Source organism: Kutzneria sp. NPDC051319 (genome assembly GCF_040682195.1).
Lineage (GTDB): Bacteria > Actinomycetota > Actinomycetes > Mycobacteriales > Pseudonocardiaceae > Kutzneria.
This window is the reverse complement of sequence record NZ_JBFBAM010000050.1, coordinates 17,856-41,487: the sequence shown is the minus strand read 5'-3', so window position 1 is coordinate 41,487 and position 23,632 is coordinate 17,856. Positions and strand designations below refer to the sequence as shown.

At 70.9% G+C, this 23,632-nt stretch carries 27 protein-coding genes and 1 tRNA gene; 12 read left to right on the top strand and 16 right to left on the bottom strand.

The window, feature by feature from the left end:
* The first annotated feature begins 86 nt into the window (after positions 1-86).
* On the top strand, positions 87-839 hold the full coding sequence (locus AB0M73_RS34725; RefSeq protein ID WP_363899917.1) for an alpha/beta fold hydrolase: 753 nt from the start codon (positions 87-89) through the stop codon (positions 837-839).
* Here AB0M73_RS34725 and AB0M73_RS34720 read toward each other — a convergent pair.
* The 9 genes from AB0M73_RS34720 to AB0M73_RS34680 form a co-directional block, all read right to left on the bottom strand.
* Entirely contained in the window at positions 829-1,161 is a 333-nt protein-coding gene (locus AB0M73_RS34720; protein ID WP_363899914.1) for a hypothetical protein, read from the bottom strand. The two genes, AB0M73_RS34725 and AB0M73_RS34720, sit on opposite strands and share 11 nt — an antisense overlap.
* Positions 1,162-1,644: 483 nt before the next feature.
* Entirely contained in the window at positions 1,645-3,060 is a 1,416-nt protein-coding gene (locus AB0M73_RS34715; RefSeq protein ID WP_363899911.1) for a hypothetical protein, read from the bottom strand.
* Positions 3,061-3,090: 30 nt separating this feature from the next.
* Entirely contained in the window at positions 3,091-4,569 is a 1,479-nt protein-coding gene (locus AB0M73_RS34710; protein ID WP_363899909.1) for a BTAD domain-containing putative transcriptional regulator, read from the bottom strand.
* A gap of 301 nt (positions 4,570-4,870) precedes the next feature.
* Entirely contained in the window at positions 4,871-5,224 is a 354-nt protein-coding gene (locus AB0M73_RS34705; RefSeq protein WP_363899906.1) for a hypothetical protein, read from the bottom strand.
* Between the two features lie 327 nt (positions 5,225-5,551).
* Positions 5,552-5,624: transfer RNA gene (locus AB0M73_RS34700), tRNA-Ala, on the bottom strand.
* Positions 5,625-5,701: 77 nt separating this feature from the next.
* Entirely contained in the window at positions 5,702-6,484 is a 783-nt protein-coding gene (gene glpR / locus AB0M73_RS34695; RefSeq protein WP_363899903.1) for a gephyrin-like molybdotransferase receptor GlpR, read from the bottom strand.
* 145 nt (positions 6,485-6,629) lie between these two features.
* Entirely contained in the window at positions 6,630-7,286 is a 657-nt protein-coding gene (locus AB0M73_RS34690; protein ID WP_043719385.1) for a GNAT family protein, read from the bottom strand.
* Positions 7,287-7,290: 4 nt separating this feature from the next.
* Positions 7,291-8,514 carry a gephyrin-like molybdotransferase Glp gene (gene glp / locus AB0M73_RS34685; RefSeq protein WP_363899900.1) on the bottom strand — a complete coding sequence of 408 codons (1,224 nt, stop codon included), beginning with the start codon at positions 8,512-8,514 and terminating at the stop codon, positions 7,291-7,293.
* Positions 8,515-8,524: 10 nt separating this feature from the next.
* Positions 8,525-9,415 (bottom strand): UTP--glucose-1-phosphate uridylyltransferase, encoded by an 891-nt coding sequence (locus AB0M73_RS34680; RefSeq protein WP_363899897.1) that lies wholly within the window; start codon positions 9,413-9,415, stop codon positions 8,525-8,527.
* Between the two features lie 38 nt (positions 9,416-9,453).
* On the opposite strand from AB0M73_RS34680, the gene AB0M73_RS34675 reads away from it, so the two are divergent.
* From AB0M73_RS34675 to mscL, 4 genes are all read left to right on the top strand, one after another.
* Complete coding sequence (locus tag AB0M73_RS34675) at positions 9,454-10,029, top strand: 5-formyltetrahydrofolate cyclo-ligase (RefSeq protein WP_363899894.1); 576 nt, start codon at positions 9,454-9,456, stop codon at positions 10,027-10,029.
* Between the two features lie 100 nt (positions 10,030-10,129).
* Positions 10,130-10,450: an FmdB family zinc ribbon protein gene (locus AB0M73_RS34670; protein WP_363899892.1), complete on the top strand. Its 321-nt coding sequence runs from the start codon at positions 10,130-10,132 to the stop codon at positions 10,448-10,450.
* A gap of 82 nt (positions 10,451-10,532) precedes the next feature.
* Complete coding sequence (gene cpaB / locus AB0M73_RS34665) at positions 10,533-11,153, top strand: Flp pilus assembly protein CpaB (protein WP_363899889.1); 621 nt, start codon at positions 10,533-10,535, stop codon at positions 11,151-11,153.
* Between the two features lie 25 nt (positions 11,154-11,178).
* Positions 11,179-11,562 carry a large conductance mechanosensitive channel protein MscL gene (gene mscL, locus AB0M73_RS34660; RefSeq protein WP_363899886.1) on the top strand — a complete coding sequence of 128 codons (384 nt, stop codon included), beginning with the start codon at positions 11,179-11,181 and terminating at the stop codon, positions 11,560-11,562.
* Between the two features lie 453 nt (positions 11,563-12,015).
* Here the strand turns inward: mscL and AB0M73_RS34655 are convergent, their stop codons facing one another.
* Positions 12,016-12,195 carry a hypothetical protein gene (locus tag AB0M73_RS34655; RefSeq protein ID WP_363899883.1) on the bottom strand — a complete coding sequence of 60 codons (180 nt, stop codon included), beginning with the start codon at positions 12,193-12,195 and terminating at the stop codon, positions 12,016-12,018.
* A 59-nt stretch (positions 12,196-12,254) separates the two neighbouring features.
* Here AB0M73_RS34655 and AB0M73_RS34650 point away from each other — a divergent pair, with 59 nt between their 5' ends.
* Positions 12,255-12,539 carry an Rv0909 family putative TA system antitoxin gene (locus tag AB0M73_RS34650; protein WP_043719401.1) on the top strand — a complete coding sequence of 95 codons (285 nt, stop codon included), beginning with the start codon at positions 12,255-12,257 and terminating at the stop codon, positions 12,537-12,539.
* 146 nt (positions 12,540-12,685) lie between these two features.
* Here AB0M73_RS34650 and AB0M73_RS34645 read toward each other — a convergent pair whose 3' ends face one another.
* Entirely contained in the window at positions 12,686-13,183 is a 498-nt protein-coding gene (locus AB0M73_RS34645) for a MogA/MoaB family molybdenum cofactor biosynthesis protein (protein WP_043719403.1), read from the bottom strand.
* A 94-nt stretch (positions 13,184-13,277) separates the two neighbouring features.
* Here AB0M73_RS34645 and AB0M73_RS34640 point away from each other — a divergent pair, with 94 nt between their 5' ends.
* On the top strand, positions 13,278-14,339 hold the full coding sequence (locus AB0M73_RS34640; RefSeq protein ID WP_363899879.1) for an NAD-dependent epimerase/dehydratase family protein: 1,062 nt from the start codon (positions 13,278-13,280) through the stop codon (positions 14,337-14,339).
* Here the strand turns inward: AB0M73_RS34640 and AB0M73_RS34635 are convergent.
* Genes AB0M73_RS34635 through AB0M73_RS34620 form a run of 4 tightly spaced genes read right to left on the bottom strand, consistent with a single transcriptional unit; the run spans position 14,336 to position 18,066 of the window.
* Positions 14,336-15,067 (bottom strand): class I SAM-dependent methyltransferase, encoded by a 732-nt coding sequence (locus AB0M73_RS34635; RefSeq protein WP_363899876.1) that lies wholly within the window; start codon positions 15,065-15,067, stop codon positions 14,336-14,338. The two genes, AB0M73_RS34640 and AB0M73_RS34635, sit on opposite strands and share 4 nt — an antisense overlap.
* 10 nt (positions 15,068-15,077) lie before the next feature.
* Complete coding sequence (locus AB0M73_RS34630; protein WP_363899873.1) at positions 15,078-16,085, bottom strand: HAMP domain-containing sensor histidine kinase; 1,008 nt, start codon at positions 16,083-16,085, stop codon at positions 15,078-15,080.
* A gap of 3 nt (positions 16,086-16,088) precedes the next feature.
* Positions 16,089-16,778, bottom strand: a complete 690-nt coding sequence (locus AB0M73_RS34625; RefSeq protein WP_043719406.1) for a response regulator transcription factor — start codon at positions 16,776-16,778, stop codon at positions 16,089-16,091.
* Between the two features lie 4 nt (positions 16,779-16,782).
* Positions 16,783-18,066, bottom strand: coding sequence for a hypothetical protein (locus AB0M73_RS34620; RefSeq protein WP_363899869.1), 1,284 nt, complete (start codon positions 18,064-18,066; stop codon positions 16,783-16,785).
* Positions 18,067-18,199: 133 nt separating this feature from the next.
* Here AB0M73_RS34620 and AB0M73_RS34615 point away from each other — a divergent pair, with 133 nt between their 5' ends.
* From AB0M73_RS34615 to AB0M73_RS34595, 5 genes are all read left to right on the top strand, one after another.
* On the top strand, positions 18,200-18,853 hold the full coding sequence (locus tag AB0M73_RS34615; protein WP_363899866.1) for a glycosyltransferase family 2 protein: 654 nt from the start codon (positions 18,200-18,202) through the stop codon (positions 18,851-18,853).
* On the top strand, positions 18,850-19,521 hold the full coding sequence (locus AB0M73_RS34610; RefSeq protein ID WP_363899863.1) for a DUF2064 domain-containing protein: 672 nt from the start codon (positions 18,850-18,852) through the stop codon (positions 19,519-19,521). The genes AB0M73_RS34615 and AB0M73_RS34610 overlap by 4 nt, the downstream gene beginning before the upstream one ends.
* Positions 19,518-20,135 (top strand): class I SAM-dependent methyltransferase, encoded by a 618-nt coding sequence (locus AB0M73_RS34605; RefSeq protein ID WP_363899860.1) that lies wholly within the window; start codon positions 19,518-19,520, stop codon positions 20,133-20,135. The genes AB0M73_RS34610 and AB0M73_RS34605 overlap by 4 nt, the downstream gene beginning before the upstream one ends.
* A gap of 212 nt (positions 20,136-20,347) precedes the next feature.
* Positions 20,348-21,418 (top strand): molybdopterin-dependent oxidoreductase, encoded by a 1,071-nt coding sequence (locus tag AB0M73_RS34600; RefSeq protein WP_363899979.1) that lies wholly within the window; start codon positions 20,348-20,350, stop codon positions 21,416-21,418.
* Entirely contained in the window at positions 21,415-21,876 is a 462-nt protein-coding gene (locus AB0M73_RS34595; protein WP_363899857.1) for a hypothetical protein, read from the top strand. Before AB0M73_RS34600 ends, AB0M73_RS34595 begins: the two co-directional genes overlap by 4 nt.
* 152 nt (positions 21,877-22,028) lie before the next feature.
* Here AB0M73_RS34595 and AB0M73_RS34590 read toward each other — a convergent pair whose 3' ends face one another.
* A complete protein-coding gene (locus tag AB0M73_RS34590; RefSeq protein WP_363899854.1) occupies positions 22,029-23,570 on the bottom strand; it encodes a trypsin-like peptidase domain-containing protein in 1,542 nt (513 codons plus the stop codon).
* Positions 23,571-23,632: the final 62 nt, after the last annotated feature.

Genomic DNA, 23,632 nt, shown 5'->3' with positions numbered 1-23,632 from the left:
GACGAATGCCGGTCCGTAGGTGCCGTCCTCGGTTGCCGGCCGCCGAAGGTCGCCCCGCACCGGTCTCCCCATGGGAGCATCGGTGGATGGGGAGCTTTCGGTCGCTCGACGGCCTCCGGCTGGCCGGGACCATCACCGTGCCATCGTCCGGCGAGCCTCGGCGGGCGGTTGTGCTGGCTCACAGCGAAGGGCTCGATCGGGACGAGAACGGCCTTTTTCCGCTGCTGGCCGAGGAATTGGCGGCCGAGGGTGTGGCGACGCTGCGGTTTGACCACCGCGGGCACGGGGCCAGCGAGGGCAGCCAGGAGGAACGGACCCTCACTGAGCATTTGAACGATCTTCGCGCCGCCGTCGAGCACGTCCGGACGGAGACCAGTGCCCGTCGAGTGTCGCTGCTGGGCACCCGGTTCAGCGGTGGACTAGCGGCTTTCTACGCGGCGCGACGCCCGACGGAGTTGGACCGTCTGGTGCTGCTGACGCCCCAACTGAACTTCAAGGGCGACTACATCGACCAGAACCCGAACTGGTCCGGCGGCCGCCTGGTGTCACCGCGGCTGGCCGACGTCGGCTACCTGGAACACGGGCCCGGCGTGCGGCACGGCCGGGCCTTCCTGAATGAGGCGTTCTGGGTGCGCCCCAGCTTCGTGTTCGGGGAGATCCTGCCGCCCACACTCATCGTGCACGGGACCAAGGACGCCCGGGTTCCCGTGGAGTCCTCCCGCGCCGCCGCGCGGCGGCTCAAGGCCGATGACGTGCTGGTGGAGATCGACGGCACGTGCGAGGAGAACGAGGATTTCGTGGCGGAGCGGGTGGTGGAGTGGATCACGTTCAGCGAGTGAACGGGACCAGCGACCTCGGCAGCAGCCGGGGCCGGGCGTGCTTGCCCCGGCGCGGCTTCAGCGCCACCTTGTTGATCACCTCGACCGTCGCCCGCACGGTCTGCCCGCGGTTCAGGCCCTCGGGCTTCGGCCGCACGAGTCCCACCAGCGCCGACCCGGCCACGGCCAGCAGGTACACCACCGCGGCCACGGTGATCACCACGGCGATCCCCACCGCCGTCAGCAGAAAAAAGACGATCATGAACGGCAGCAGTATCGGGTTGAGCGAGCGGTCCCGCCGGTAGTGGACGGAGTCTGCGTGCTTGTCGGCGCCCAGCTTCATGATTGCTCCCGGTGTGCGAATCAGATTCGGGTCTTGCTGGAGCAAATCGCAGGTAGTTTACATGAAAACCATCCACATCTCGCCGGTTCCGTTCCGTGTTCGACCATGCCTCCACTATCGACCTAGGAACGCCTCATGCAACGGGTCTCGTCGACACCGCCGGTAACCGCCCAGAGCGGTCACTTGATCATTCAACGAGCATCGCCCCAGCTCACCGCTACCTACACAATCCCCACGCCCGGCCACACCGCCGCCAACGTCACCCGCTTGGCGTAGTCAATATTGATGAAGCCACCCACAGTGCTCATCCCCGTGATCCACTTCCGCGACCACCCTCCGTGGGCGTCGAAGATCGCCCGGCAGCCGGCCGCGGCCGGTGGACGTCGCCCACACGCAGTCCACCCCGATCCACAGGCCGAAAAGCTCGACACCGATGCGACCGCAGCTCGAAATTCGCCGGATTCATCGCGACGAGCGATTTGTTCACCAGCCGGCGGGACGGAGATGCGGTAGCGATTGCGGGTGTTCCAGATCGAGCCGCGCGCCGATTTCCGCCGCAGCCGATCGGTGCTCACCAGCCTTGTGCATGTCAGCGTCGGCGAGCAATTCGGCGAGTTGGTGATGTGCCTGGGCCTGTTCATGGAGATGACCCGCGTGAACCGCGGCGGTGAGGCCCAGATCGCATTCCCGAACGGCCTCGGCAGTGCGGCCGAGAGCGGCGAGAGTTCGTCCGAGTTCGATCCGCGTGCGGGCCATGAGCCGGGTGCCCTCGCTGAGAATGGCCATCGCCGCGTGCAGTGATCCCAGAGCATCAGCGGCGTTCCCCGATACGAGTTGCGCCGTTCCGATGAGGATCAGCGTCTCGGCTTCGCCTTCCTGGTCGCCGATCCGCTGCCGCAGATCGAGGGCCTGGTTGAGGTGGACAAGCGCCTCGTCGGTGGCGCCGAGCGCGACAAGGCAACGGGCCAGCGCGGTGAGCACGTGGTCGTTCGGGCTGAGCTGGCCCAGTTCCTCGCAGCTGGTGTAGGCGGTCCGCAGATAGGCCAGCGCCGACTCGTGCTCGCCTTTCAGGTCGCGAACGACGCCGCGGGTCCAAAAGGTGATGATCTTGGCGTCGACGCCGAGCGGGGAAAGGCGCGCGAGTTCGGCGAGCTCGTCGAACGCGGCCTGCGCATGGCGGGCCGCCTGGGTGTGCTCGCCGCGTTGCAGGTGCATCAACCCGAGCAGGGCGAGCGTGTGTGCGTGGGTTTCGGTGTTCTCACGCTGTTTTGCCGATGCGGTCAGCAGATCGAAGGCACGCGAGGTGTGGCCGGCGGACCAGTGGGCCAGCGCCAGCAGGGTGCTCAGCAGACCCTCGCCGCCCTCGGCCGTCTCCCGCGCCGCGGCCAGGCCGTGCTCAAGCAGCTCGATCGGGTCGTCATCCGCGAGGTGGTGGCTCAGCACGTGCCAGAAGGAGATGGCCAACTGCCAGGCGTAGTTGCTGTGCCCCTCGGCCGCGGCACAGCGCGTCGCGGCCAACAGGTTGCCGCGCTCCGCCATCAGCCAGGCCCGAGCGGCCTCGGCCGACGGCCCGTCCTGTTCGAGGTGCTCAGCCGCTTCCGTCACGGCCGTCAGATAGTGGTCGAGCATCTTCTCGGTCATCCGGGGGTCGTCCGACAGGCCGCGGGCGTACTGCCGGAGCAGGTCGTGCTGGCGGTAGCGGCCGGGCACGGGTTCCTCGGCCAGGTGGACGTCGACCAGCCGCTGGAGGGCATCGTCGGCCGCGCCGAAGGGCAGGTCGGTCATCGCCGCGAGGACCGCGGTGTCGGCATCGGCGCCCGGATGCCGGGCCAGGGCGTAGAAGACCTGCTGATCGACCGGGGGCAGGTGCTCGTGCGACATCCGAAACGCCAGCGCCACCTCGCGGTCGGCGAACAGTTTCGGCAGCCGTCAGCGGGCGTCCGCGAGCTGCGCGGACAGGTGGGCGATGGGCCAGGTGGTCCGATGCGCGAGCCGGGCCCCGGACAGCCGCAGCGCGAGCGGCAGACCCGCGCACAGGCGAACGATGTGCGCCACGGCCGCGGGCTCGGCGGCCGCCCGATCCACGCCGACCAGGCGGGCGAAGAACGCCGTGGCCTCCTCATCCGGCAGGACGGCCAGCGACAGCGGGCGGGCCCCGGCGAGGTTGGGCAGCCGGGCCCGACTCGTCACGATCACGAGGCTGGGACCGGCCGGCACCAGCGGGGCCACCTGCGTCTCGTCCACCGCGTTGTCGAAGACGACCAGGAGCCGCAGCGCCGCAGCCTTGGCCCGCCACTGCGCCCTGGCGTCCCCGGTCGCCGCGATTCCCAGCTGTCCCAACAGAACGTCCTGGGCCTCGTCCGCGGTCAGCGGCGTCTTGCCCGCGCTGTGGCCCTGGAGATCGACGAACAGTGCACCGTCCGGAAACCGGTCGGCCAGCAGGTGGCCGGTGTGCACCGCGAAGGCGGTCTTGCCGACGCCGGCCATCCCGTCGACCGTGTAGACCGTGGCCCGGTCGTCGGCGGCGGCCACCAGGCGGGCGAGTTCGCTTTCCCGCCCGATGAAATCGGGAAGATCGCGGGGAAGGCAGTTGCGGCGCGTGGTCTCGCCCGTGTCGACGAACGACGCGGGCGGCAGGCGCGGCGCCACCCATCCAGCGGCGCTGGGCCGCACGTCGTCGGGCCAGTCGGCGAGGATTCGCCGGTGCACGTCCTGGAGCGCGGCGCCGGGTTCCGTGCCCAGTTCCTCGACCAGTCGGGCGCGGATCTGCCGGTAGCACTCCAGCGCGTCGGCGGCCCGCCCGGCCCGGTGCAGGGCGAGCATGTACTGACTCTGCACCCGCTCGTCCAGCGGGTGTTCCTCGGCCCGCCCGGCCAGTTCGACCACCAGCGTCTCGCCCTGCCCGGCGCGGAGACGGGCATCGACCAGATCGTGTTGCGCGGCCAGCCTTTCCCGTGCCAGTCGGGCGCGTTCGGCTTCGACCCACTCGCCGTCCAGGCCGGTCAACGCCTCCCCGCGCCACAGTTCCAGCGCCTGGGTCAGCAGCTCCGCGGCCCGTGTGTCGTCGGCGTCCCCTCGGGCGCGGTCACACAGGTCCCGGAACTCGTGCAGGTCCACCACCGGCGCCGCCGGGTCGGTCGTCAGGACATAGCCGCTCGACCGCCGCACGATGGCCATGGTGTGCACGCCGCCGAGTGCCCGTCGCAACCGGGAGATGTAGCTGTGCAACGTCGCCCGTCCCCGCGGCCGCGCGGCCGGGCCCCAGACTCGTTCCGCCAGGCGGTCGGTCGGCACCACCCGGCCGGCGTCCACCGCCAGCGCCGCCAGCATGCACCGTTGCCTCGCCGGGCCCAGTTCCACCGTCCGCCCGTCGACCTTGACGGCCACCTCCCCCAGCAGGCGCAACACGAACGGCAACCTCCTCCACGCGACAGCACCGGCGCGACTTGCCTCGTCTCCCTTGCTCACGGCAGGCCCTTTGACCAGTGTATTGCAGAAACTTTGCAAGCCCTCTGTCCATTCGTGAGCGCACCATTGTCGGCGCGCGCACAGCGCCTGTTCGGACGGCCTCCGCCGCATTCACAACGGCATCGATTCCCTTGGCGCACAACAACGAACCCCTCCGGCTAGCCCTGTGGGCCGCCCGGAGGGGTTCGTTGTCGTGTTCAGCCGGCCATCAACACGCGGCCGTCCAGCACTCGTGCCGCGGTCAGATCTTCTCCGACTTCCAGGGCGAGCAGCTGTCCGAGGTCGGCCAGGACTTGTCGACGCACACGCGCCAGATGATGGTGGTCCCGTCGCCCATGGGCAGGACACGGCTCACCGTCGCCCCGCACCCACTGGTGTTGTTGATCTTCTGGACATCGCCACCCTGGGTCTGCCACTGCGCGTAGACGGAGTCGTCGTCGCAGGCCGCATCCTTGACGTAGAGCGTGTTGCTGCTCGCGTACAGGGCCCCGTTGACGCCCGGCCACGACACCGCGCTGGCCGATGCGACCCCCGTGACGCCGAGCATCATGGCCGCCGAGGCCCCGACCGCCGCGACGATGGCTGCTTTGCGCATTGTTGTCCTCCCGTGTGCATTGAGATCCTGCTCAACGGCCCCCGAGCACCACTTCCCCCAGGACCGCTTCCCCACAATGCACACCCCACCCTGCACTCTTCTTGCACAAATCCTTGCCCCCCAGCCCCACACCCCCAACCCCACAAAATGCACCACCGATTAGCCCCCGTTGGAGGCCGCACCACTAAGCCCAGTCCGACGCAACCCCAATGGGGGGCGTGGGGGGCGAAGCCCTCCCACACCGGGGGTGTGGGGGTCGTCCCCCACAACAAAAGACGAGGGGCCTGCGTCCGCGCTTTCTGCGGACACAGGCCCCTCGATCCCGAGTGGAGCTGAGGGGAATCGAACCCCTGACCTTCTCGATGCGAACGAGACGCGCTACCAACTGTGCTACAGCCCCGTCGTACTTCGGCTTCCGCCTCGGTACGGGAAGAACTATAGCAGGAGGGTGGGGGGTGGTTTTGCCACCCCCCGGGTTCAGCCGGCGGCTCGGCGGTAGCCGCGGCGGTGGGGCAGGTCGAGGTCTTCGAAGGCCGGGTCCTCGTCGTCGATGTCGACGAGGGTGGTGCCGTTGAGGAGCGGTCCGGGGCGGTAGGGAGCCCGGGCGGGGGTGGAGCGCGGCGCTTCCTCGTACTCGGACAGGGCGGGTTCGACGGGGTCGGCGACGGGCGCGGGGGCCGGGTCGGCGGGGGCGTAGTCCTCGTCGACGTACTCGGCCTCGTCGTATTCGGTCTCGACGAATTCGGCTTCGTCGGCATCGCGGCCACGGATGCGGGCCTGCCGGCGTTCGCGGACTTCGGTCTCGATGCGGACCTGGCGGCGGAGGTAGGCGAGGTAGCCGACGAGCAGCAGGTCGACGCCGCCGTGGCCCCACCAGGCGATGGGCATGACGAGCCCGGCGAACAGGGCGCTGAGCACGGAGAGCACGAGCAGCAGCAGGACCATGCGCTGCCGGAAGGCGTACTTGGCCCGCGCGGTGCTGGCCGCGGCCTCGGGGTCGTAGCCGCCGCGGCCGGGTCGGTAGGCCCGTGGCGTGTCCTCGTAGTCGCGGTAGTCGTCGTCCGTGATCGCTGTCTCGGACTCGTCGACGCTCATGTCGATCTCCTCCTCAACATCCTCGGCTGCGCCGCCGTGCAGCACGCGGGCGGCCATCGCCGAGTCGGAGGTCTTGGCCACCTCCGCGCGCTTGCGCGCGATCATCGGGACAAGGACGACGAGCCATGCGACAACCAGGGCGACGATGATCAGTGAGCTGGGCATGTTCGTCACCTCCCCCGTCAGTTCGATGGGCGTGCGCTGTCCGCAGACGCCACGTTAGTCACAACAGTCACACGTGTCTCCGAGGCGCGCCGGGGATACACGGTTCCGCAAGTGTGGCGAAAAGCGCACGTTCGGGGGAACTCGATTACGCGCGCTGGGCGCGTCCGGCCGCGACCAAACGGTCTACCAGGCCATCCGTGACCTCTTCGGCCGTCAGGGCGAAGCAGATGTGGTCCCGCCAGCCGCCGGCCACGTCCAGATAGCGGCGGAACAGCCCTTCCTCGCGGAACCCGAGCTTGGTCAACACCCGGACGCTGGGGGTGTTCTCGGGACGCACGGTGGCCTCGATGCGGTGCAGGGCGGCGTGCCGGAAGCAGTGGTCGACGACGAGCGCGGTGGCGGCCGTGGCGACACCGCCGCCGGTGACCTCGCTGTCGACCCAGTAGCCGACCCATGCCGACCGCAGCGAGCCCCGCAGCACGTTGCCGACGGTGACCTGCCCGGCCAGCACGCCGTCAACCAGGATCATGAACGGCAGGGTCTGCCCCCGTCGGGCCAGGCCGCGCAGCGCGGACCACTGGCTGGGCCAGGCCAGCACGCCGTTGCGCTCCTCCCAGCTGCCGGGCGCGGTGGGCTCCCAGTTCTCCAGGTACGAGCGCTCGCGGATGCGGATACGGGACCAGGTGCTGGCGTCGAACAGCCGGGGCGGCCGCAGCTCGACGACGCCGGCCGGGACGGCCAGCGGACCTAGGCGCACCGGCCAGCCCGGGTGCCGACCGCCGCCGAATTCGGCGATCTCCATGGGCTCACCCACGCTGGGCGAGGAAGCACACCTGGATCTCCTCCCCGACGCCGACGTCGGTGACGTCCTCGTCGACGACGGCCAGGCAGTTGGCCTCGGCGAGCGACGCCAGCAGGTGCGAGCCGGACGTGCCCAGCGGTTGCAGCAGGAAGTCGTCGTTGTTGCTGTCGCGCAGCAGCTGCCCGCGCAGGAAGCCCCGGCGGCCCTTGGTGGACGTCAGCGGCGACAGCAGCCGCGCGGAGACCATCCGCCGGTACGGGTTGGCCTTGCCGAGCGCGGTGCGGATCAGCGGCCGCACGAACACCTCGAACACCACCAGGGCGCTCATCGGGTTGCTGGGCAGCAGGAAGGTCGGCACGGAGTCGGGTCCGAGCCGGCCGAAGCCCTGCGCGGAGCCGGGGTGCATGGCGACCCGGGTGGTGTCGAGGTCGCCGAGGTCGGCCAGGGCGGCCCGCACCTCGTCGCCGGTGCTGCCGCCGACCCCGCCGGCGATCACGACGATCTCGGACAGCAGCAGTCGTCCTTCGGCGATCTCACGCAGCCGTCGCGGGTCGCCGGGCACGATGCCGACCCGCGACACCTCGGCGCCGGCGTCCCGCGCGGCCGCGGCGAGCGCATAGGAGTTGACGTCGTAGACCTGGCCGGGGCCGGGCGTGCGGTCGACGTCGACCAGCTCATCGCCGACGCAGATGATCGACACCCGCGGCTTGGGGTGCACCAGCACCTTGTCCCGGCCCACGGCGGCCAGCAGGCCGACCTGGGCGGAGCCGATGGTGGTGCCGCTGCGCACGGCGACGTCGCCGGTCTGCACGTCCTCGCCGGTGCGCCGGACGAAGGCCGCCGACGGCACCGACATGGTCACGGTCACCTTGGCCGGGTGGCCGTCGGTGTAGCCGAGCGGAACCACGGCGTCGGCCAGGGTCGGCAGCGGCGCCCCGGTGGCGACCCGGACGGCCTGCCCGGGCTGCAGCCGGCGGGGCTGGCGGGATCCCGCGGGGATCTCCCCGACCACCGGCAGCGTGACCGGGTTGTCGTTGGCCGGCTGCACGTCGAGGCTGCGCACCGCGTAACCGTCGACCGCGGCCTGGTCGAAGCCGGGCAGGGCGCGTTCGGCCACGACCTCCTCGGCGCACAGCAGGCCCTGCGCCTCGGAGATCGCCACCCGAACGGGCGAGGGCCGGACCGCGGCCCCGAGTACCCGGGTGAGCTGCTCGTCTACTGACCTCATCGTGGTTCGCTCAAGCCTTCCCGATTCGACCCTCCAGCCAGGAGCGCAGGTCAGCGCCATACTCCGGGTGGTCGAGGGCGAAGTCCACCGCGGCACGCAGGAAACCACCCGGGTTTCCCAGGTCGTGCCGGCCGCCGCGGTGGACCACGACGTGCACGGGGTGACCTTCGTTGATCAGCATCGCGATCGCGTCGGTGATCTGCAACTCGCCGCCCGCGCCCGGGGCGATGCGCTTGATGGCGTCGAAAATCGCCCGGTCGAGCAGGTAGCGGCCGGCCGCGGCGAAGGTGGACGGGGCGTCCTGCGCCTGGGGCTTCTCCACCATTCCGACGACCTGCTTGACGTCGTCGTCGCCGGTGTCGCGCACGTCGAACACGCCGTAGGCGGAGATCTCCTCGCGGGGGATGTCGAACGCGCACAGCACGGTGCCGCCCAGCTTGGCCCGGACCTCGGACATCTTGGTCAGCACGCCGGTGGGCAGCACCAGGTCGTCGGGCAGCAGCACGGCGACGGCCTCGTCGGAGCCGTCGAGGTTGCCCTCGGCGCAGCCGATGGCGTGGCCGAGGCCGAGCGGCTTGTCCTGGATGGCGGTCTCGACGGTCAGCAGCTTGGTGGCCCGCTGCACCTTGGCCAGCAGCTCGGTCTTGCCGCGGGCCTCCAGCGTCTGCTCCAGCTCGGGCTGCGGCCGGAAGTAGTTGGCGACGGCGTCCTTGCCCGGCGACGTGACGATGACCAGCTTGGTGGCGCCCGCCTGCGCGGCCTCGGTGGCCACCAGCTCGATGCCGGGGGTGTCCACCACGGGCAGCAGTTCCTTGGGGACGGCCTTGGTCGTCGGCAGGAAGCGGGTGCCCAGGCCGGCAGCGGGCACGATGGCCGTGTGGAAGGCGCTTGGCGAGCTCATGGACGACAAGACTATCCGTCACTCTGCGAGGTGGGTCCGTGACACCGGTGGGGCGTGACTCAGAAAAGGATTCATGGCGGAAACGCCTGGTCAAAGCCCGTGCCGAGTTGTCAAGCGAGGTACGGGCGGCGGAGGCGCAAGCGCTTGCCGAGGCGATGTCGGCGGTGGGCTGGGCGGCCGCGACGGTGTGCGCCTATGTGCCGGTCGGCACCGAACCGGGCTCGGTGGCGTTGCTGGACGCGCTGCGGGCGGCGGGGCGGCGGGTGCTGCTGCCGATCGTCACGGGCAAGGAGCCGCTGGACTGGGGCGTCTACTTCGGGGCCGACCGCCTCGTGCCCGGCCCGTTCGGCCTGCGTGAGCCCACGGGGCTGCGGCTCGGGCCCGGCGCGATCGCCAACGCGGACGCGGTGCTGATCCCGGCGCTGGCGGTGGACCGGCGGGGCGTGCGGCTGGGGCGTGGCGCCGGGCACTACGACCGGTCGCTGGTCGGCGTCACGGCCCCGCGCATCGCGATCGTCCGGGAGGAGGAGTTCGTGGACCACCTGCCGGCGGAGCCCCATGACGTGCTGATGACAGCGGTCCTCACCCCATCGGGTGGTTTTGTGCGACTGTGACGATTCCCCTTGCTGTTTGCATGGTCACGCCGTCGTGTCGCATCATCGTCTTGGCACTCGCTGCACAGGAGTGCCAATACTGACTGCTCGCGGAGGAACCGTGCCGACCTACCAGTACGCGTGCACCGCATGTGGACACCGCTTCGACGCGGTTCAGTCCTTCAGCGACAGCGCGCTGTCCGAGTGCCCCGAGTGCGGCGGCAAGCTGCGCAAGCTGTTCGGCTCCGTGGGCGTGGTGTTCAAGGGCAGCGGCTTCTACCGCACCGACAGCCGCAACGGCTCGACCGCCACCTCGCCGGCCGCCGCCAGCAGCTCGGAGACGAAGTCCGAGACCAAGAGCGAGACCAAGTCGGAGTCGAAGCCGGCCGCGAAGGCGGCGGAGAGTACCTCATCCGCGCCGGCGAAGGCCGCCGCCAGCTGAGTTGTCCACAGGGAGCACCGGTTGTCCACAGGTCGTGGACAACCGGTGCTCTTGCTGTTCACGGCCACCTAGCGTGGATCGCATGGCCGTCAACCGCACAAGACTCCGCCGCCTGCTGACCACCTCCAGCTGGGCGCGCACCATCCTGTTCCGCCGCACCGCGGCGGTTCTGCTGGCCGTGCTGGCCGTCGTGCTGGCCGCGACGACGCTGCTGCACGGCCGTGAGAACACCGTCCCGGTGCTGGTCGCCGCCCGGGACGTGCCGTCGGGCGCCACGCTGACCCGTGACGACCTGCGAATACGCAGCCTGCCGGCGGCCTACGCGCCGGCGGGGGCCATCGGCGACGACGCGGCGGCCGTCGGGCGGGTGCTGGCCGGCGCGGCCAGGGCCGGCGAGACGATCACCGACGTACGGCTGGTCGGGCCGGAGAACACGCTGCTCGCCACCGGGAACCGGGATGCCGTCGCGGTTCCGGTGCGGCTGACCGACGCGGCCGTGGCCGACCTGTTGCGGCCCGGCAGCCGGGTGGACGTGGTGGGTGATCCGGGGGTGCTGGCGAACGACGCCGTTGTGGTTGTGGTCCGACCGAGCGAGGGTGTGTCGGCGAAGGGCCGCCTCGTGGTCGTGGCCCTGCCCCGACCGGTCGCGGCGAAGGTGGCGGCGGCGTCATTGACGCAACCGGTCACCGTTACCCTGCGCTGATCATTCGTCCCTCGGAGGAGTCGTCATGCTGAAGGGTTTCCGGGACTTCCTGTTCCGCGGCAACATCGTCGACCTCGCGGTCGCGGTGGTCATCGGCACCGCGTTCACCGCGCTGGTCACGGCGCTGGGCAGTGCCTTCATCAACCCGCTGGTCAAGGCCATCACCGGCGGCAAGATCGGTGGCACGTTCACCGTCGTCGGCGTGACCTTCGACTACGGCCTGTTTATCACCGCGCTGATCAACTTCATCATCGTGGCCGCGGTCGTGTACTTCCTGGTCGTGATTCCGGTGCAGCGCGTCACCAACCGCTTCAAGAAGCAGGAGGACGAGAAGCCGGCCGCGCCGACCGACATCGAGCTGCTGACCGAGATCCGCGACCTGCTCCGTTCCCAGCAGGGCCAGCGCTGAGAGCCGGCGCCGCCGGTCCTCCGGGGTGCGCTGGGGGACGCGCGCCGCTCGGGGCCGGCCGGTGCTAGCGATGGCGGTGACGGGGCGGCCGATGGTGGCGGTCCTCGTGGTGGGGCAGACGGCGATGGTGTTCCTCGCGATGGCCGGCCGGTGCCAGCGGTCCTGGCGTTGGGCAGACAGGTGTTCGCGGGCCTGGTGAAGGGGAAAGCGGTGCTGGCCGTCCGCACGGCGGCCGGCCGGCACTGGCGGACCTCGCGATGGCCGGCAGGTGCTCACGGACCTCGCGATGGCGTGGGCGTTGCTGGCGGATCTCACGCCGGCCATCCGGTCCTCGCGGACCAGGCGGTGTTAGGGGTCCTCGCAGGGCCGGGCAGTGCAAGAGGATCTCGCGATGGCAGCCGTTGCCGGCGGACCTCGCGGCGGCCACCCAGTCCTCGCGGCGGCCGGGCCGGGCTAGCGGTCCTCGTGGTGGGGCGGGCGGTTCTCCTCGTACCAGCGGTCGCCGCTGTCCGGGCGCGGCTCCGGGTCGCGCTCGTCGCTGGTGGTGTCGGGCAGGACGTCGCCGAAGACCTCGCCCAGGCGCTTCGGGTCGGGGCGGCGGGTGGGTTTGGGGTCTTCACGTGGCTGGCTCACCCGGACATCGTCCATCATGAACGGCAGAGGTTGTCAGCGAGCAGGAGACGGGGGCCGATGTGAGCTTCTTCGACAAGGCCAAGGACATGGCCAACGACCTGGCGGAAAAGGCCGCCCCGCTGCGGGACAAGGCCACTGAGGTGGTCAACGACCTGGCGGAGAAGGCGGAGCCGCTGCGCGAGAAGGCGGCGCCCTACCTGGAGCAGGCGGGCGAGGCGATCAACAAGGGCGCGGACGTCGCGGCGACCAAGATGGACGAGCTGACCGGCGGCAAGTTCAGCGAGGGCGTGCGCGCGGTCGGCGACAAGGTGGGCGAGCTGTTCAACGGCGACACCAAGAAGTGACCGGACGCGGTCGGGGCCCCGTGCACTGACGGGGCCCCGACCGGCCGGTGAAGCGCGGCGGGCCACCGACGCCCGCGTCGAGGAGGCGCGCGTCCGTGGCCCATAGGTTGACGTGACGGGCCCGCCGGACGGCGGACCCGGTCGGGTCAGTCGTCGAGGCTGGAGAGCTGCTCGATGACGTGCGGCACCAGCGCGGACAGGGTGGCCATGCCGTCGCGGACGGCGCCGCGGGAGCCGGCCAGGTTGACGACGAGGGTGCTGCCGGAGACGCCGACCAGGCCGCGGGAGATGCCGGCGTCCACGGCGCCGGCGGCGAGGCCGGACGAACGCAGGGCCTCGGCGATGCCCGAGATGGGGCGGTCCAGCACACCCTGGGTGGCGTCGGGCGTCTGGTCGCGCGGCGACACACCGGTGCCGCCGACCGTGACGACCAGGTCGACGCCGCCGATGACGGCGGTGTTGAGGGCGTTGCGGATGGCCACCACATCGCCGGACACCGCGACGACGCCGTCGACGATGAAGCCGGCCTCCTCCAACAGCTCGGTCACCAGCGGCCCGATGGTGTCCTCGTGCTCGCCGTGCACCACCGCGTCGTTGACGATCACGACGAGGGCACGGCCGAGACGCTGCGCACTGCGTTCCATGGCACCAACCTAGCGGTCGAGTGGATCTGACGGTTCTGTGACGTACCGGGTCGCGGACGACCGTGGCGGCGTCCGTGCCCATAACGTCGGGGACGTGCGAGTCCTCATCACCGGCGGGGCCGGCTTCATCGGTTCCCACGTCGCGGACGAACTGGCCGATCGCGGGCACGACGTCGTGCTGCTCGACGCGCTGCTGCCCAAGGCCCACGGCACGGCCGAGCCGCCGCTGTGGACGAAACGGCACGAGATCGTGCTGGGCGACGTGCGGGATGCCGAGCTGCTGGACAGCATGCTGTCCGGCGTGGACGTGGTGTGCCACCAGGCGGCGGTAGTCGGCCACGGCATCGATCCGTCCGACGCCCCGGAATACACCTCCCACAACGACTACGGCACCGCCGTGCTGCTCGCCGCCATGCACCGTGCGGGCCTGCGTCGATTGGTGCTGGCGTCGTCGATGGTCGTGTACGGCGAGGGCCGCTACGCCTGCCCCGAGCACGGCGTCGTGCGGCCGTTGCCGCGGCGGCAGTCCGATGTGGATGCCGGCAACTACGACCCGCGCTGCCCGTGCTGCGATGCCCTGCTGGATTGGCGCAAGGTGCCCGAAGAGGCGCCGCTGGACCCGCGCAGCACGTACGCCGCCACGAAGCTGGCGCAGGAGCATCTCGCCGCCGCGTGGGCCCGCCAGACCGGCGGCAACGTGTGGGCGCTGCGCTACCACAACGTCTACGGGCCGCGGATGCCGCGCGACACCCCGTACGCCGGCGTGGCCTCGCTGTTCCGGTCCGCGCTGCGCAACGGGCAGGCGCCGACCGTGCTGGAGGACGGCCGGCAGATGCGGGACTTCGTGCACGTCACCGATGTGGCGCTGATCAACGCCCTCGCCGTCGAGCAGCCGGCCCCGGACGGCGTGCTGGAGGCCGTCAACGTGTGCTCGGGCGACCCGCACACCGTGGGCGACCTCGCCACCGAGCTGGCCGCCGCCTGCGACGGCCCGGCGCCGCTGATCGTCGGCGGCGCCCGGCCGGCTGACGTGCGGCATGTCGTCGCCGATCCGGCGAAGGCGGCGGAGCTTCTCGGCTTCAAGGCCCAGGTGGCGTTCGCCGACGGCGTCGCCGACTTCGCCACCGCTCCCCTGCGCGACCCGGTGCGGAGTTAGCTCAGCCGGGCCAGCACGAGGACCGTCGTGCGGTGCACGCGCACTGCGCCGCCGAGGGTCTCGATGGCCGCGTGCACCTCGGACATCAGCGGCGCCAGGCGGTCGCCGAGACGCAGGTGGCTGCTGGTCGTGGCCGCGATGGCCACCCACTCGTCGGCGGTCCGCCGGGCGGACGACCGGTAGGTGCGCGTGCGCAACGGCATGAAGCCGCCCCGCACGAGTGGGTCGTCGTCGGGACGGACCGGAGTCCACGCGGCGGCCTGCCGCCAGGTCTGCGGATTCTCAGGGGCGAGCCGGCGGTAGACGCGGTCGAGGGCGTCGATCGCCTCGGGCTCCAGGACGTAGCTGTTCCAGAACCGGGCGACCTTGCCGCCGGGGCGGAGCAGCTCGGCGGCCCGCGGGACCGCGACGGCCGGGTCCACGAAATGCCAGGAGTCGGCGAAGGTCAGCAGGTCGAACCGCCGGTCACCGGCGTCCCAGGTCTCGAAGGCCCCGACCTCCACCTCGACGCCGTGGGCGCGCGCGACGGCCGCCATCCGCTCGTCGGATTCCAGGCCGAGCACGGTCAGGCCCCGTTCGGCCAGGGCCACCGTCGCCTTCCCGGTGCCGCAGCCGACGTCCAGCACCTCGCCGCCGAGGCGTTCGAGATCGTCGATCAGGTCCTCGGGCGGCGCGGGCCGATGGCGGTCGTACTCGGCGGCGACAGGCCCGAAAGGCAGGTCCCCCATGCCGGTCACGTTAGACGGCGATGGGCAGCTTCACCTCGAAGCGGCAGCCGGGGCCGTGGTTCTGGGCGGCGATCTCGCCACGGTGGGCCTCGACGAGCCCACGGGCGATGGCCAACCCGAGGCCCGCGCCGCCGTCGCCGGAGGGGGTGCGGGCGGCGCTGCCGCGGAAGGCGACGTCGAAGACGCGGTCAAGCTCGTGGTCGGGGATGCCGCCGCAGGCGTCGTCGACGCGGACCACTGCGTGGCCATCCTCGGCGTCGACGTGCACGGCGACGGTGCCGTCGACGGGGGTGTGGCGGATGGCGTTGGAGAGCAGGTTGCGGATCACCCGGGCCAGCTCGGGGTCGCTGCCCAGCACGACGGGCCACGTCTCGGCGTTGGCCTCCAGGCGCACGCCCTTGCGCGCGGCGACGGGGCCTTCGGCGGCGACGGCCTCGCTGATCACGTCGCCGAGCGGCACCGCGGACATGGTGAGACGCAGGGCGCCGGCGGTGATCTTGGAGAGCTCGAAGAGGTCGTCGACCATGCCGGACAGGCGCTGGGTCTCGGTGCTGATGCGGGAGGCATAGCCGGCGACGTCCTCGGGCGACGACACCACGCCGTCGGACAGGGCGTCGGCCATGGCGCGGATGCCGGCGAGTGGGGTGCGCAGGTCGTGGCTGATCCACGCGACCAGCTCCCGCCGGGACGCCTCGGCCGCCCGCTCACGGGACCGGGCCTCGCGCTCCCACACGGTCCGCTTGGCGATGCCCCGCCCGAGCAGTAAAGCGGCGGGCACGGTGACGATCGCGACCCACAGGAACACCAGCAGCGTGGTGTTGAGCATGGGCGTGAACATGAAACCGCTGACCCCGAGCACGCCGACGGCGGTGGCGGCCAGGGGCACCAGCACGAGAACGGTCATGGAGGTGGCCAGAGAGCGCTCTCCGAGCCACTGGAGCAGGACCAGGCCCAGCAGCGCGATCGGCAGCGTGAAGGCGATCGCGTAGGGGGCGATGTGCACGAGCTCGACCAGCATGGGCTACCTCATCCCGTCGAAGCGGTAGCCGACGCCCCACACCGTGACGATGCGCTTGGGGTTGGCCGGGTCCTCCTCGATCTTCTCGCGCAGCCGTCGCACGTGGACGGTCACGGTGGACTGGTCGCCGAAGTCCCAGCCCCACACCCGTTCCAGCAGCTGGGGTCGGCTGAAGGCCTGGCCCGGGCTGGCCATGAAGAACACCAGGAGGTCGAACTCCCGGGTGGTCAGGGCCAGCGGGGAGCCGTTCAGGGTGGCGCTGCGGGCGACCGTGTCCAGCCGCAGGCCGCCGTCCTCGATCACGCCCATCGCCGGCCCGGCCGACACACCCTTGGCCCGCCGCAGCACGGAGCCGACCCGCAGGGCCAGCTCGCGCGGGCTGAACGGCTTGGTCACGTAGTCGTCGGCGCCGAGCTGGAGGCCGACGACACGGTCCTCCTCCTCGCCGAGGGCGGTGAGCATGACGATCGGCACCGAATGCCGCTGCCGCAGCCGCCGGCACACCTCCAGGCCGTCGATGCCCGGCAGCATCAGGTCCAGCACGATGAGGTCCGGCAATCGCTTGGCCACCAGTTGGAGAGCGCTCTCTCCGTCCCCCGCGACCACGACTTCGTGCCCGTCGCGCTCCAGGTAGCGGCGCACCACGTCACGCACCGTCTCGTCGTCGTCGACGACCAGGACCAGTCCCGTCATGTCCTCACCAGTTCGTCAGCACCAGATGGTTGACCGCCAGCGCGGTCAACGCCTGCCCCGCCAGCCACCACCGGCGGGTCGACGCCGGCAGCAGCGCCGCCGCCGGCACCAGCCACACCGTGAACGGTAGCCAGATGCGTTCCACTTCCGCCTTGCTCAACCCGGTGACGTCGGCCAGCACGATGGCCAGCACGGCGGCGCCGGTGAGCAGCAGCAGCGGCGATCCTGGCAGCCGGCGCAGGCCGGCGATGGCCGCCGGGCCCGCCGCCAGCACCAATGCGGCCAGGTCGGCCCATACCCAGTAGGAGTACGGCCGCAGGGCCCCGATGCCCTGGTAGTAGCGCTCGACCACCAGGTGGTAGCCGTCGAACCACCAGAATCCGGCCGCCACGAAGGCGGCCATGACTGCGAGAGCCGCAACCAAAGCCACAACCAGTGCGGCCCAGCGCCGGGTCATGACCACTGCCGCCAGGGCTACGAGCCCGAACAGCAGCAGTCCGTACGACAGGAAAACGGAGTAGCCGAGCAGCAGGCCGCCGCCGACCCAGGCGGTCCAGTGCCGCTGCACCAGCAACGCGATGGCCATGGCGGTGACGCCGGCGAACAAGCCGTCGGCCGAGACGCCTACCCACACCGCGCCCGGCAGCAGGATGGAGAAAGGAACGACCGCGGCGGCCAGCTCGTGCTGGTCGAACGAGGCCTCGCGGCCGAGGAAACGCAGCGGTTCCCCGTGTCCCAGGGAGCGAATCGTCCACGGCACGGCGAGGGCGGTGAGGCTGCCGATGAGGATCACGGCGACGCCGGCCCATGCGCCGCCGCCCAGGCCGAGCCGGTCCAGCCACACGAAGATCAGCAGCGCGCCCGGCGGGTGCCCGGCGACGTGAGTGGTCCACGACTCGGGCTGGAAGTCGAGGATCCGTCCGCTGAACGACCGGAGCATCGCCCCGATGTCATGCACGCCCGGCACCTCGTGCAGGTACTCGTCCTGGGAGGTGAGCCGGTCGGCGATGCCGCGCTGCCAGCCGTCGACCAACGCGAGCGAGAAGGTCCAGGCGACCGCGAGCGGGTAGGCGAAGCGCAGCGGCGGTCGCCAGGCGATCACCGCGACGGCGACGATGATCGCCAACGGGGTGCCGATGCCGATGTGGGGCAGCCATTGCGCGAACAGCGGCGGTGCCGCCGAGAAGATGTTCGGCACGACGAGCCCGACCGCCGTGGCGATGCCCACGAACACCAGCGCCGCGCCGCCCACGACAAGATCAAGGCGCAAACCGATGCGTTGGGCCACGCCGGACACCGTAGCGCCTCGCGCGCGCCGAAACGCCCGTTCGAAAGAACTCCGTAAGACTTGGCGATCCGTCAGCTTTCGGTAATCACACAAGGGGTTCTGCCCGATCAGTCACGGACCTAACTTCGGCTGGGTGGATACCGTCGATGTGGTGCTGCCGTGTCTTGACGAGGCATTGGCGCTGCCGGCCGTGCTGAACGCGCTGCCGCCCGGATACCGCGCGATCGTCGTCGACAACGGGTCGTCGGACGGCTCGCCCGAGGTCGCGGCGGCGCACGGCGCCACTGTGGTGCGCGAGTCCCGGCGTGGTTACGGCGCCGCCGTGCACACCGGCCTTGAGCACGCGACCGCCGATATCGTCTGCTTTCTCGACGCCGATGGCTCCCTGGATCCCCAGCAGCTGCCGGAACTCGTGCACAAGGTGCGGGCCGGCAGCGCGGACATGGCCGTGGGACGGCGAATTCCGCAGGGGCGGGGCAGCTGGCCGTGGCACGCCCGGCTGGGCAACCGGATTCTCGCCGCGCTGATGCGGAAGAGAGGCCTGCCGGTGCGGGACATCGCGCCGATGCGTGCCGTGCGCCGCGAGCAGCTGCTGGCGTTGAACGTCGAGGACCGGGCCTTCGGCTATCCGCTCGAACTGCTCATCCGTGCCGCCGAGGCGAAGTGGCGGGTCGTCGAGTCCGACGTGACCTACCGGCCGCGGACCGCCGGCACGAAATCCAAGGTTTCCGGTTCGGTGCGCGGAACTCTGCGGGCCGTGCACGACATGGCTGGGGTGCTCCGATGACCGATCGCGCTTGTGTGCTGGTGGTGGCCAAGGCCCCGGTGCCGGGTCTGGCCAAGACTCGCCTGTTGCCGGCGGCGACGCCGGACCAGGCGGCCGAGGTGGCCGCCGCGTCGTTGCTGGACACGCTCGACGCGGTGTTGTCGGTGCCGCGCGTTCGCCGGGTTGTCGCGATGACCGGCGACCTCGAACAGGCGGCGCGGGCGGCCGAGCTGCGGCGGGTGCTGCGCTGGTTCGACGTGATTCCCCAGCGTGGCAACGACTTCGCCGAGCGGCTGGTGAACGCCCACGCTGACGTCGCCGAGCTGCCGGTGGTGCAGATCGGGATGGACACGCCGCAGGTGACGCCGTGGCTGCTCGGTTCGGCGATCGCCGCCACCTGCACCGGCGACGCCGCCCTCGGTCTGGCCGAGGATGGCGGCTGGTGGGCGCTCGGTCTGCGGGATCCGTTGCACGCCATGGTGCTTCGCCACGTTCCGATGTCGCAGCCGGACACCGGCAGCCGCACGCTGGACGCGTTGCACGACCTCGACCTGAACGTCTCGCCGCTGCCCGTGCTGTCCGATGTGGACACGGTCGACGACGCCCGGCGGGTGGCGGCTCTGGTGCCGGGCAGCAGGTTCGCGGCCGCGGTCGCCGCGATCAGCACGGCGGGGCAGCCCATCTCGTGACCACGACCGAGTTCGATCCCGGGCTGCTCGGCGAGCACTGCTGGCTGGAGTGCGCGAACGGGGAGCGAGTGATGTTGCCGGTGACCAGATGGCAGGAGTTGGACAGCTCGGACGAGTTACTGCTGGCGGCGTGCCTGGGCCCGACGCTCGACGTCGGCTGCGGGCCGGGCCGGTTGGTGGAGGCCCTGACCCGGCGCGGTGTCATCGCGCTGGGCGTGGACGTCTCGCCGGTGGCCGTCGACCTCACCCAGGCCCGGGGCGCCCCCGCGCTGTGCCGGGACGTGTTCGACCGCATCCCCGGTGAGGGCCGTTGGCGGCATGTCCTGCTGGCCGACGGCAACATCGGCATCGGCGGCGATCCCGTCGCCCTGCTGCGCCGGGCCCGCGAGCTGCTCCGGCCGGGCGGCAGCGTGCTGACGGAGCTCGACCCGCCCGGCACCGGGCTGCGCCGACAGCAGGTCCGTCTGTCCAGTGTGGACAGCAGCGGCGGTTGGTTCGACTGGGCCCGGCTCGGGCCCGACGGCTTGGAGCGCACGGCGACCGACGCCGGCATGGACATTCGATGGTTGGAAGAAAGGGGCGGACGGTGGTTCGCCGAGCTCCAACGGGCCTGACGAAGTTGCTGCGGGGCAGCAAAGACTCCTCGCCGGACGACGAGTCGCGGGGTGGGGTGGCCTTGCGGGAGGGGGCCCGCCCGCGTCTCCAGGATCGCGTGACCTCCCTACGGGAGCGGGTGTTTCGACCGGGAACTCGATTGGGGAACCTCAAGGACCGCGCGGACCGGTTGCAGGACAAGGCGTTCGGGCTGCTCAGGTTCAAGAGCCTTGTGCACGACCCGAAGGTCACCTCGCGGGTGGGGACGTGGCTGGGGATCGCCTTCACGATCTGCTTCGTCACCGGGGTGATCAGCCACTTCATCCAGCATCCGGCCGCCTGGTTCTACTGGCCGAGCCGGCCGATCAACCTGTACCGGATCACGCAGGGCGCGCACGTGATCTCCGGCGTGGCGGCGATTCCGCTGCTGATCGCCAAGCTGTGGACGGTGTACCCGAAGCTGTTCGAGCGGCCGGCGGTCAAGTCGGTGCTGCACGCCCTGGAGCGGATCTCCATCCTGGTGCTGGCCGGGGCGGCGTTCTTCGAGCTGGCGTCGGGCACGTTCAACGCGGCGCAGAACTACCCGTGGAGCTTCTTCTTCACCACGGCGCACTACGCGGTGGCGTGGATCGCCTTCGGGTCCCTGCTGGTGCACGTCGCGGTGAAGCTGCCGCTGATCCGGGAATCGCTGACGAAGGAGAAGCGCCGCGAGATCGACGTGAGCCGGCGGGCGTTCCTCCGGACGACCGGCCTGACCAGCGGCGTCGCCGTGCTGGTGTTCGGCGGCAGCACAATTCCCTTCCTGCGCAACGTTTCCGCGCTGTCGGAGCGGTCGAACGGCGGGCTGCAGGGTCTGCCGGTGAACCGGACGGCCAAGGAGGCCAACGTGCAGACCGTGGATTCGAGCTGGCGGCTGGAGGTCGTCGGGCCCAACGGCACCACGACCTTCTCCCGCGAACAGCTTCAGACGATGCGGCAGACCACCGCCGAGCTGCCGATCGCCTGCGTCGAGGGTTGGAGCCAGACCGCCACGTGGACCGGCGTGCCGGTGATGGACCTACTGGCCGCAGTGGGCGCGCCGGAGGGGTCGTCGCTGCGGGTCAGCTCGCTGGAGAAGGGTGGCCTGTACAACTCGACCACGTTGCCCGGCACCCACACGGCGGATCCGTTGACGCTGCTGGCCTTGCGCCTGGAGGGGCAGGTGCTCGACCTGGATCACGGCTACCCGTGCCGGATCATCGCGCCGAGCCGGCCGGGAGTGTTGCAGACCAAGTGGGTCAGGAAATTGGAAGTGATCGCGTGAAGACCACCAGGGCGATCTTGGGTCTGCTCGGGTTGGCCGCGCTGGTCTGGGGAGTGTGGATGGCCTACCCGATGGCCAAGGACATCTGGACGTGGTTCCTGGGGCCGCCGATCCTGGACGACGCCATCGTGTTGCCGATCGCCGGCCTGTTCAGCCTGGCGGTGGCCCGCCTGGCCGGCCCGACCTGGCGCTGGCCGCTGCACTTCGGCATCGGCGCCACGGCGGTCATCGTCTACCTGGCGATCACGGAGGCGTGGCGCCCGTACGGCTTTCCTCCCAAGCCTGGGCTGCACGACCGTGACTACGTCACCGGCACGCTGATCACCCTGGTCGTGTTGTGGGCAGTGGTCGTGCTGGCCGGCCTGCTGCGGGTGAGGGCGGCCCGGCTGCGATCTCGCCATGATCAAGGCGGAAATCCTCCACTCCGAGTGGAGGAAAGGTCCCTTCCGAACGCATAAGGCACGCAGAACGGGACCAGACGCTGTGGCCGGTGAGGGGGTGCCGGCATGGCGTCTGGTCCCGTTGGCCCGACCCGAGGGCGGTGGGTCGGGAGTTGTCCGGACGGGCGGGTCCCACCCCGATCGGGGACCGGCCCGTCCAGTTCTGGGATCTAGTTCTGCACGTCGATGGTCTTGCCGGTCAACGTGGCCTTGAGGGTGTTGCCGCCGGACAGCGTGATGGTGATGGTCTCGCCGGGGGCCGCGGCGTGCACGGCGGCGACGAGGCTGTCGGAGTCGGTGATCACACGGTCGTTGATCTTGGTGACCACGTCGTTCTTCTTCAGGCCGGCCTTCTCCGCGGCGCCGCCGGCGGTGACGTCGCCGATGACCGCGCCGCCCTGGCCGTTGGTCGGGTCGGTGACGCTGACGCCGAGCTGGGCCTGGGTGGCCTTGCCGGTCTGGATGATCTGCTGCGCGGTCCGCTTGGCCTGGTCGATCGGGATGGCGAAGCCGATGCCGACCGAGCCGCCCTGGCTCTGCGCGCTGGAGTTGGGGCTGGAGATGGCCGAGTTCATGCCGATGACCTGGCCCTGCATGTTCACCAGCGGGCCGCCGGAGTTGCCGGGGTTGATCGCGGCGTCGGTCTGGATGGCGTCGAGCACGGTGTCCTGCCGGACCTGCGGGGTCTGCTGCTGCTGTTGCTGCTGGCCACCGCCACCGAAGCCCGGGAAGCCGCCGCCACCGCCGAGCCCGCCGCCGCCCTGCCCCTGGCCCTGCTGCTGGCCCTCGTTGAGCTCGTCGCCGACGTTGACCGGCCGGTGCATCGAGGACACGATGCCCGTGGTCACGGTGCCGGCCAGGTCGAACGGCGAGCCGATGGCCACCACCTGCGAGCCGATCTGCAGGCCGTTGGACGTGCCGAGCTGCGCAGTGGGCAGCCCGGAGACGTTCTGGGCCTTGATCACGGCCACGTCGGTCGTGGGGTCCCGGCCGATGATCTTGGCGGTCGCCGTCTTGCCGTTCTGGAAGTCGACCTCGATCTGGCCGCCGCCGGCGGCCGAGGCGATGACGTGGTTGTTGGTGATGATCTGGCCGTCGGAGGAGACGATGAAGCCGGAGCCCTCGCCCTCCTGCGTCTTGATCTCGACGACGGTCGGCAGCACCTTGTTGGCCACGTCCGTCACCGAGCCCGGCGTCACGTTGGACGCGTTGGCGGCCGGCGGCGCGAACACGGAGTTGTAGCTGCCGGCGCCGCTGGAGGCGGTCAGGTAGCCGCCGAACGCGCCGGCGCCGCCTCCGACCAGCAGCGCAAGCACGGCCACACCCACCACCAGCTTGGTGCGGCCGGGCTTGCGCGGGGTGGTGTACACCCCGTGCGGCTGCTCGGCCGTCAGCACGTACGGGTTGGCCCCGGACGGCATCTGCGCGTACCCCGGCTGCGCGAACGCGGCCGTCTGTTGGGGGCCGCCGACGGGCTGCTGAGTGGCACCCTGCTGCCACGGCTGCCCGGCCGGCGGTTCCTGACCCGGCAGGCCCTGCTCCTGCGCGGGTCGCTCCTGGCCCTGGGGCGCCCACGGGCTCCACTCGGGCGTTCCCGGGGTGCTCGGATAAGGCTGAGCCTGCGGGCTCGCCTCGTGCTGGGCCGCCGGCTCGGCGGGCTGCTCGGGCCGCTCGGGCGTGGGCCCAGCGGCACCCGGGATGTTCTCCGTCATGGCAGTAACTGTGCCGGGTGACCCTGAGAACCGCCTGAGATGAGCCTTGGGGAGTCGTGAGG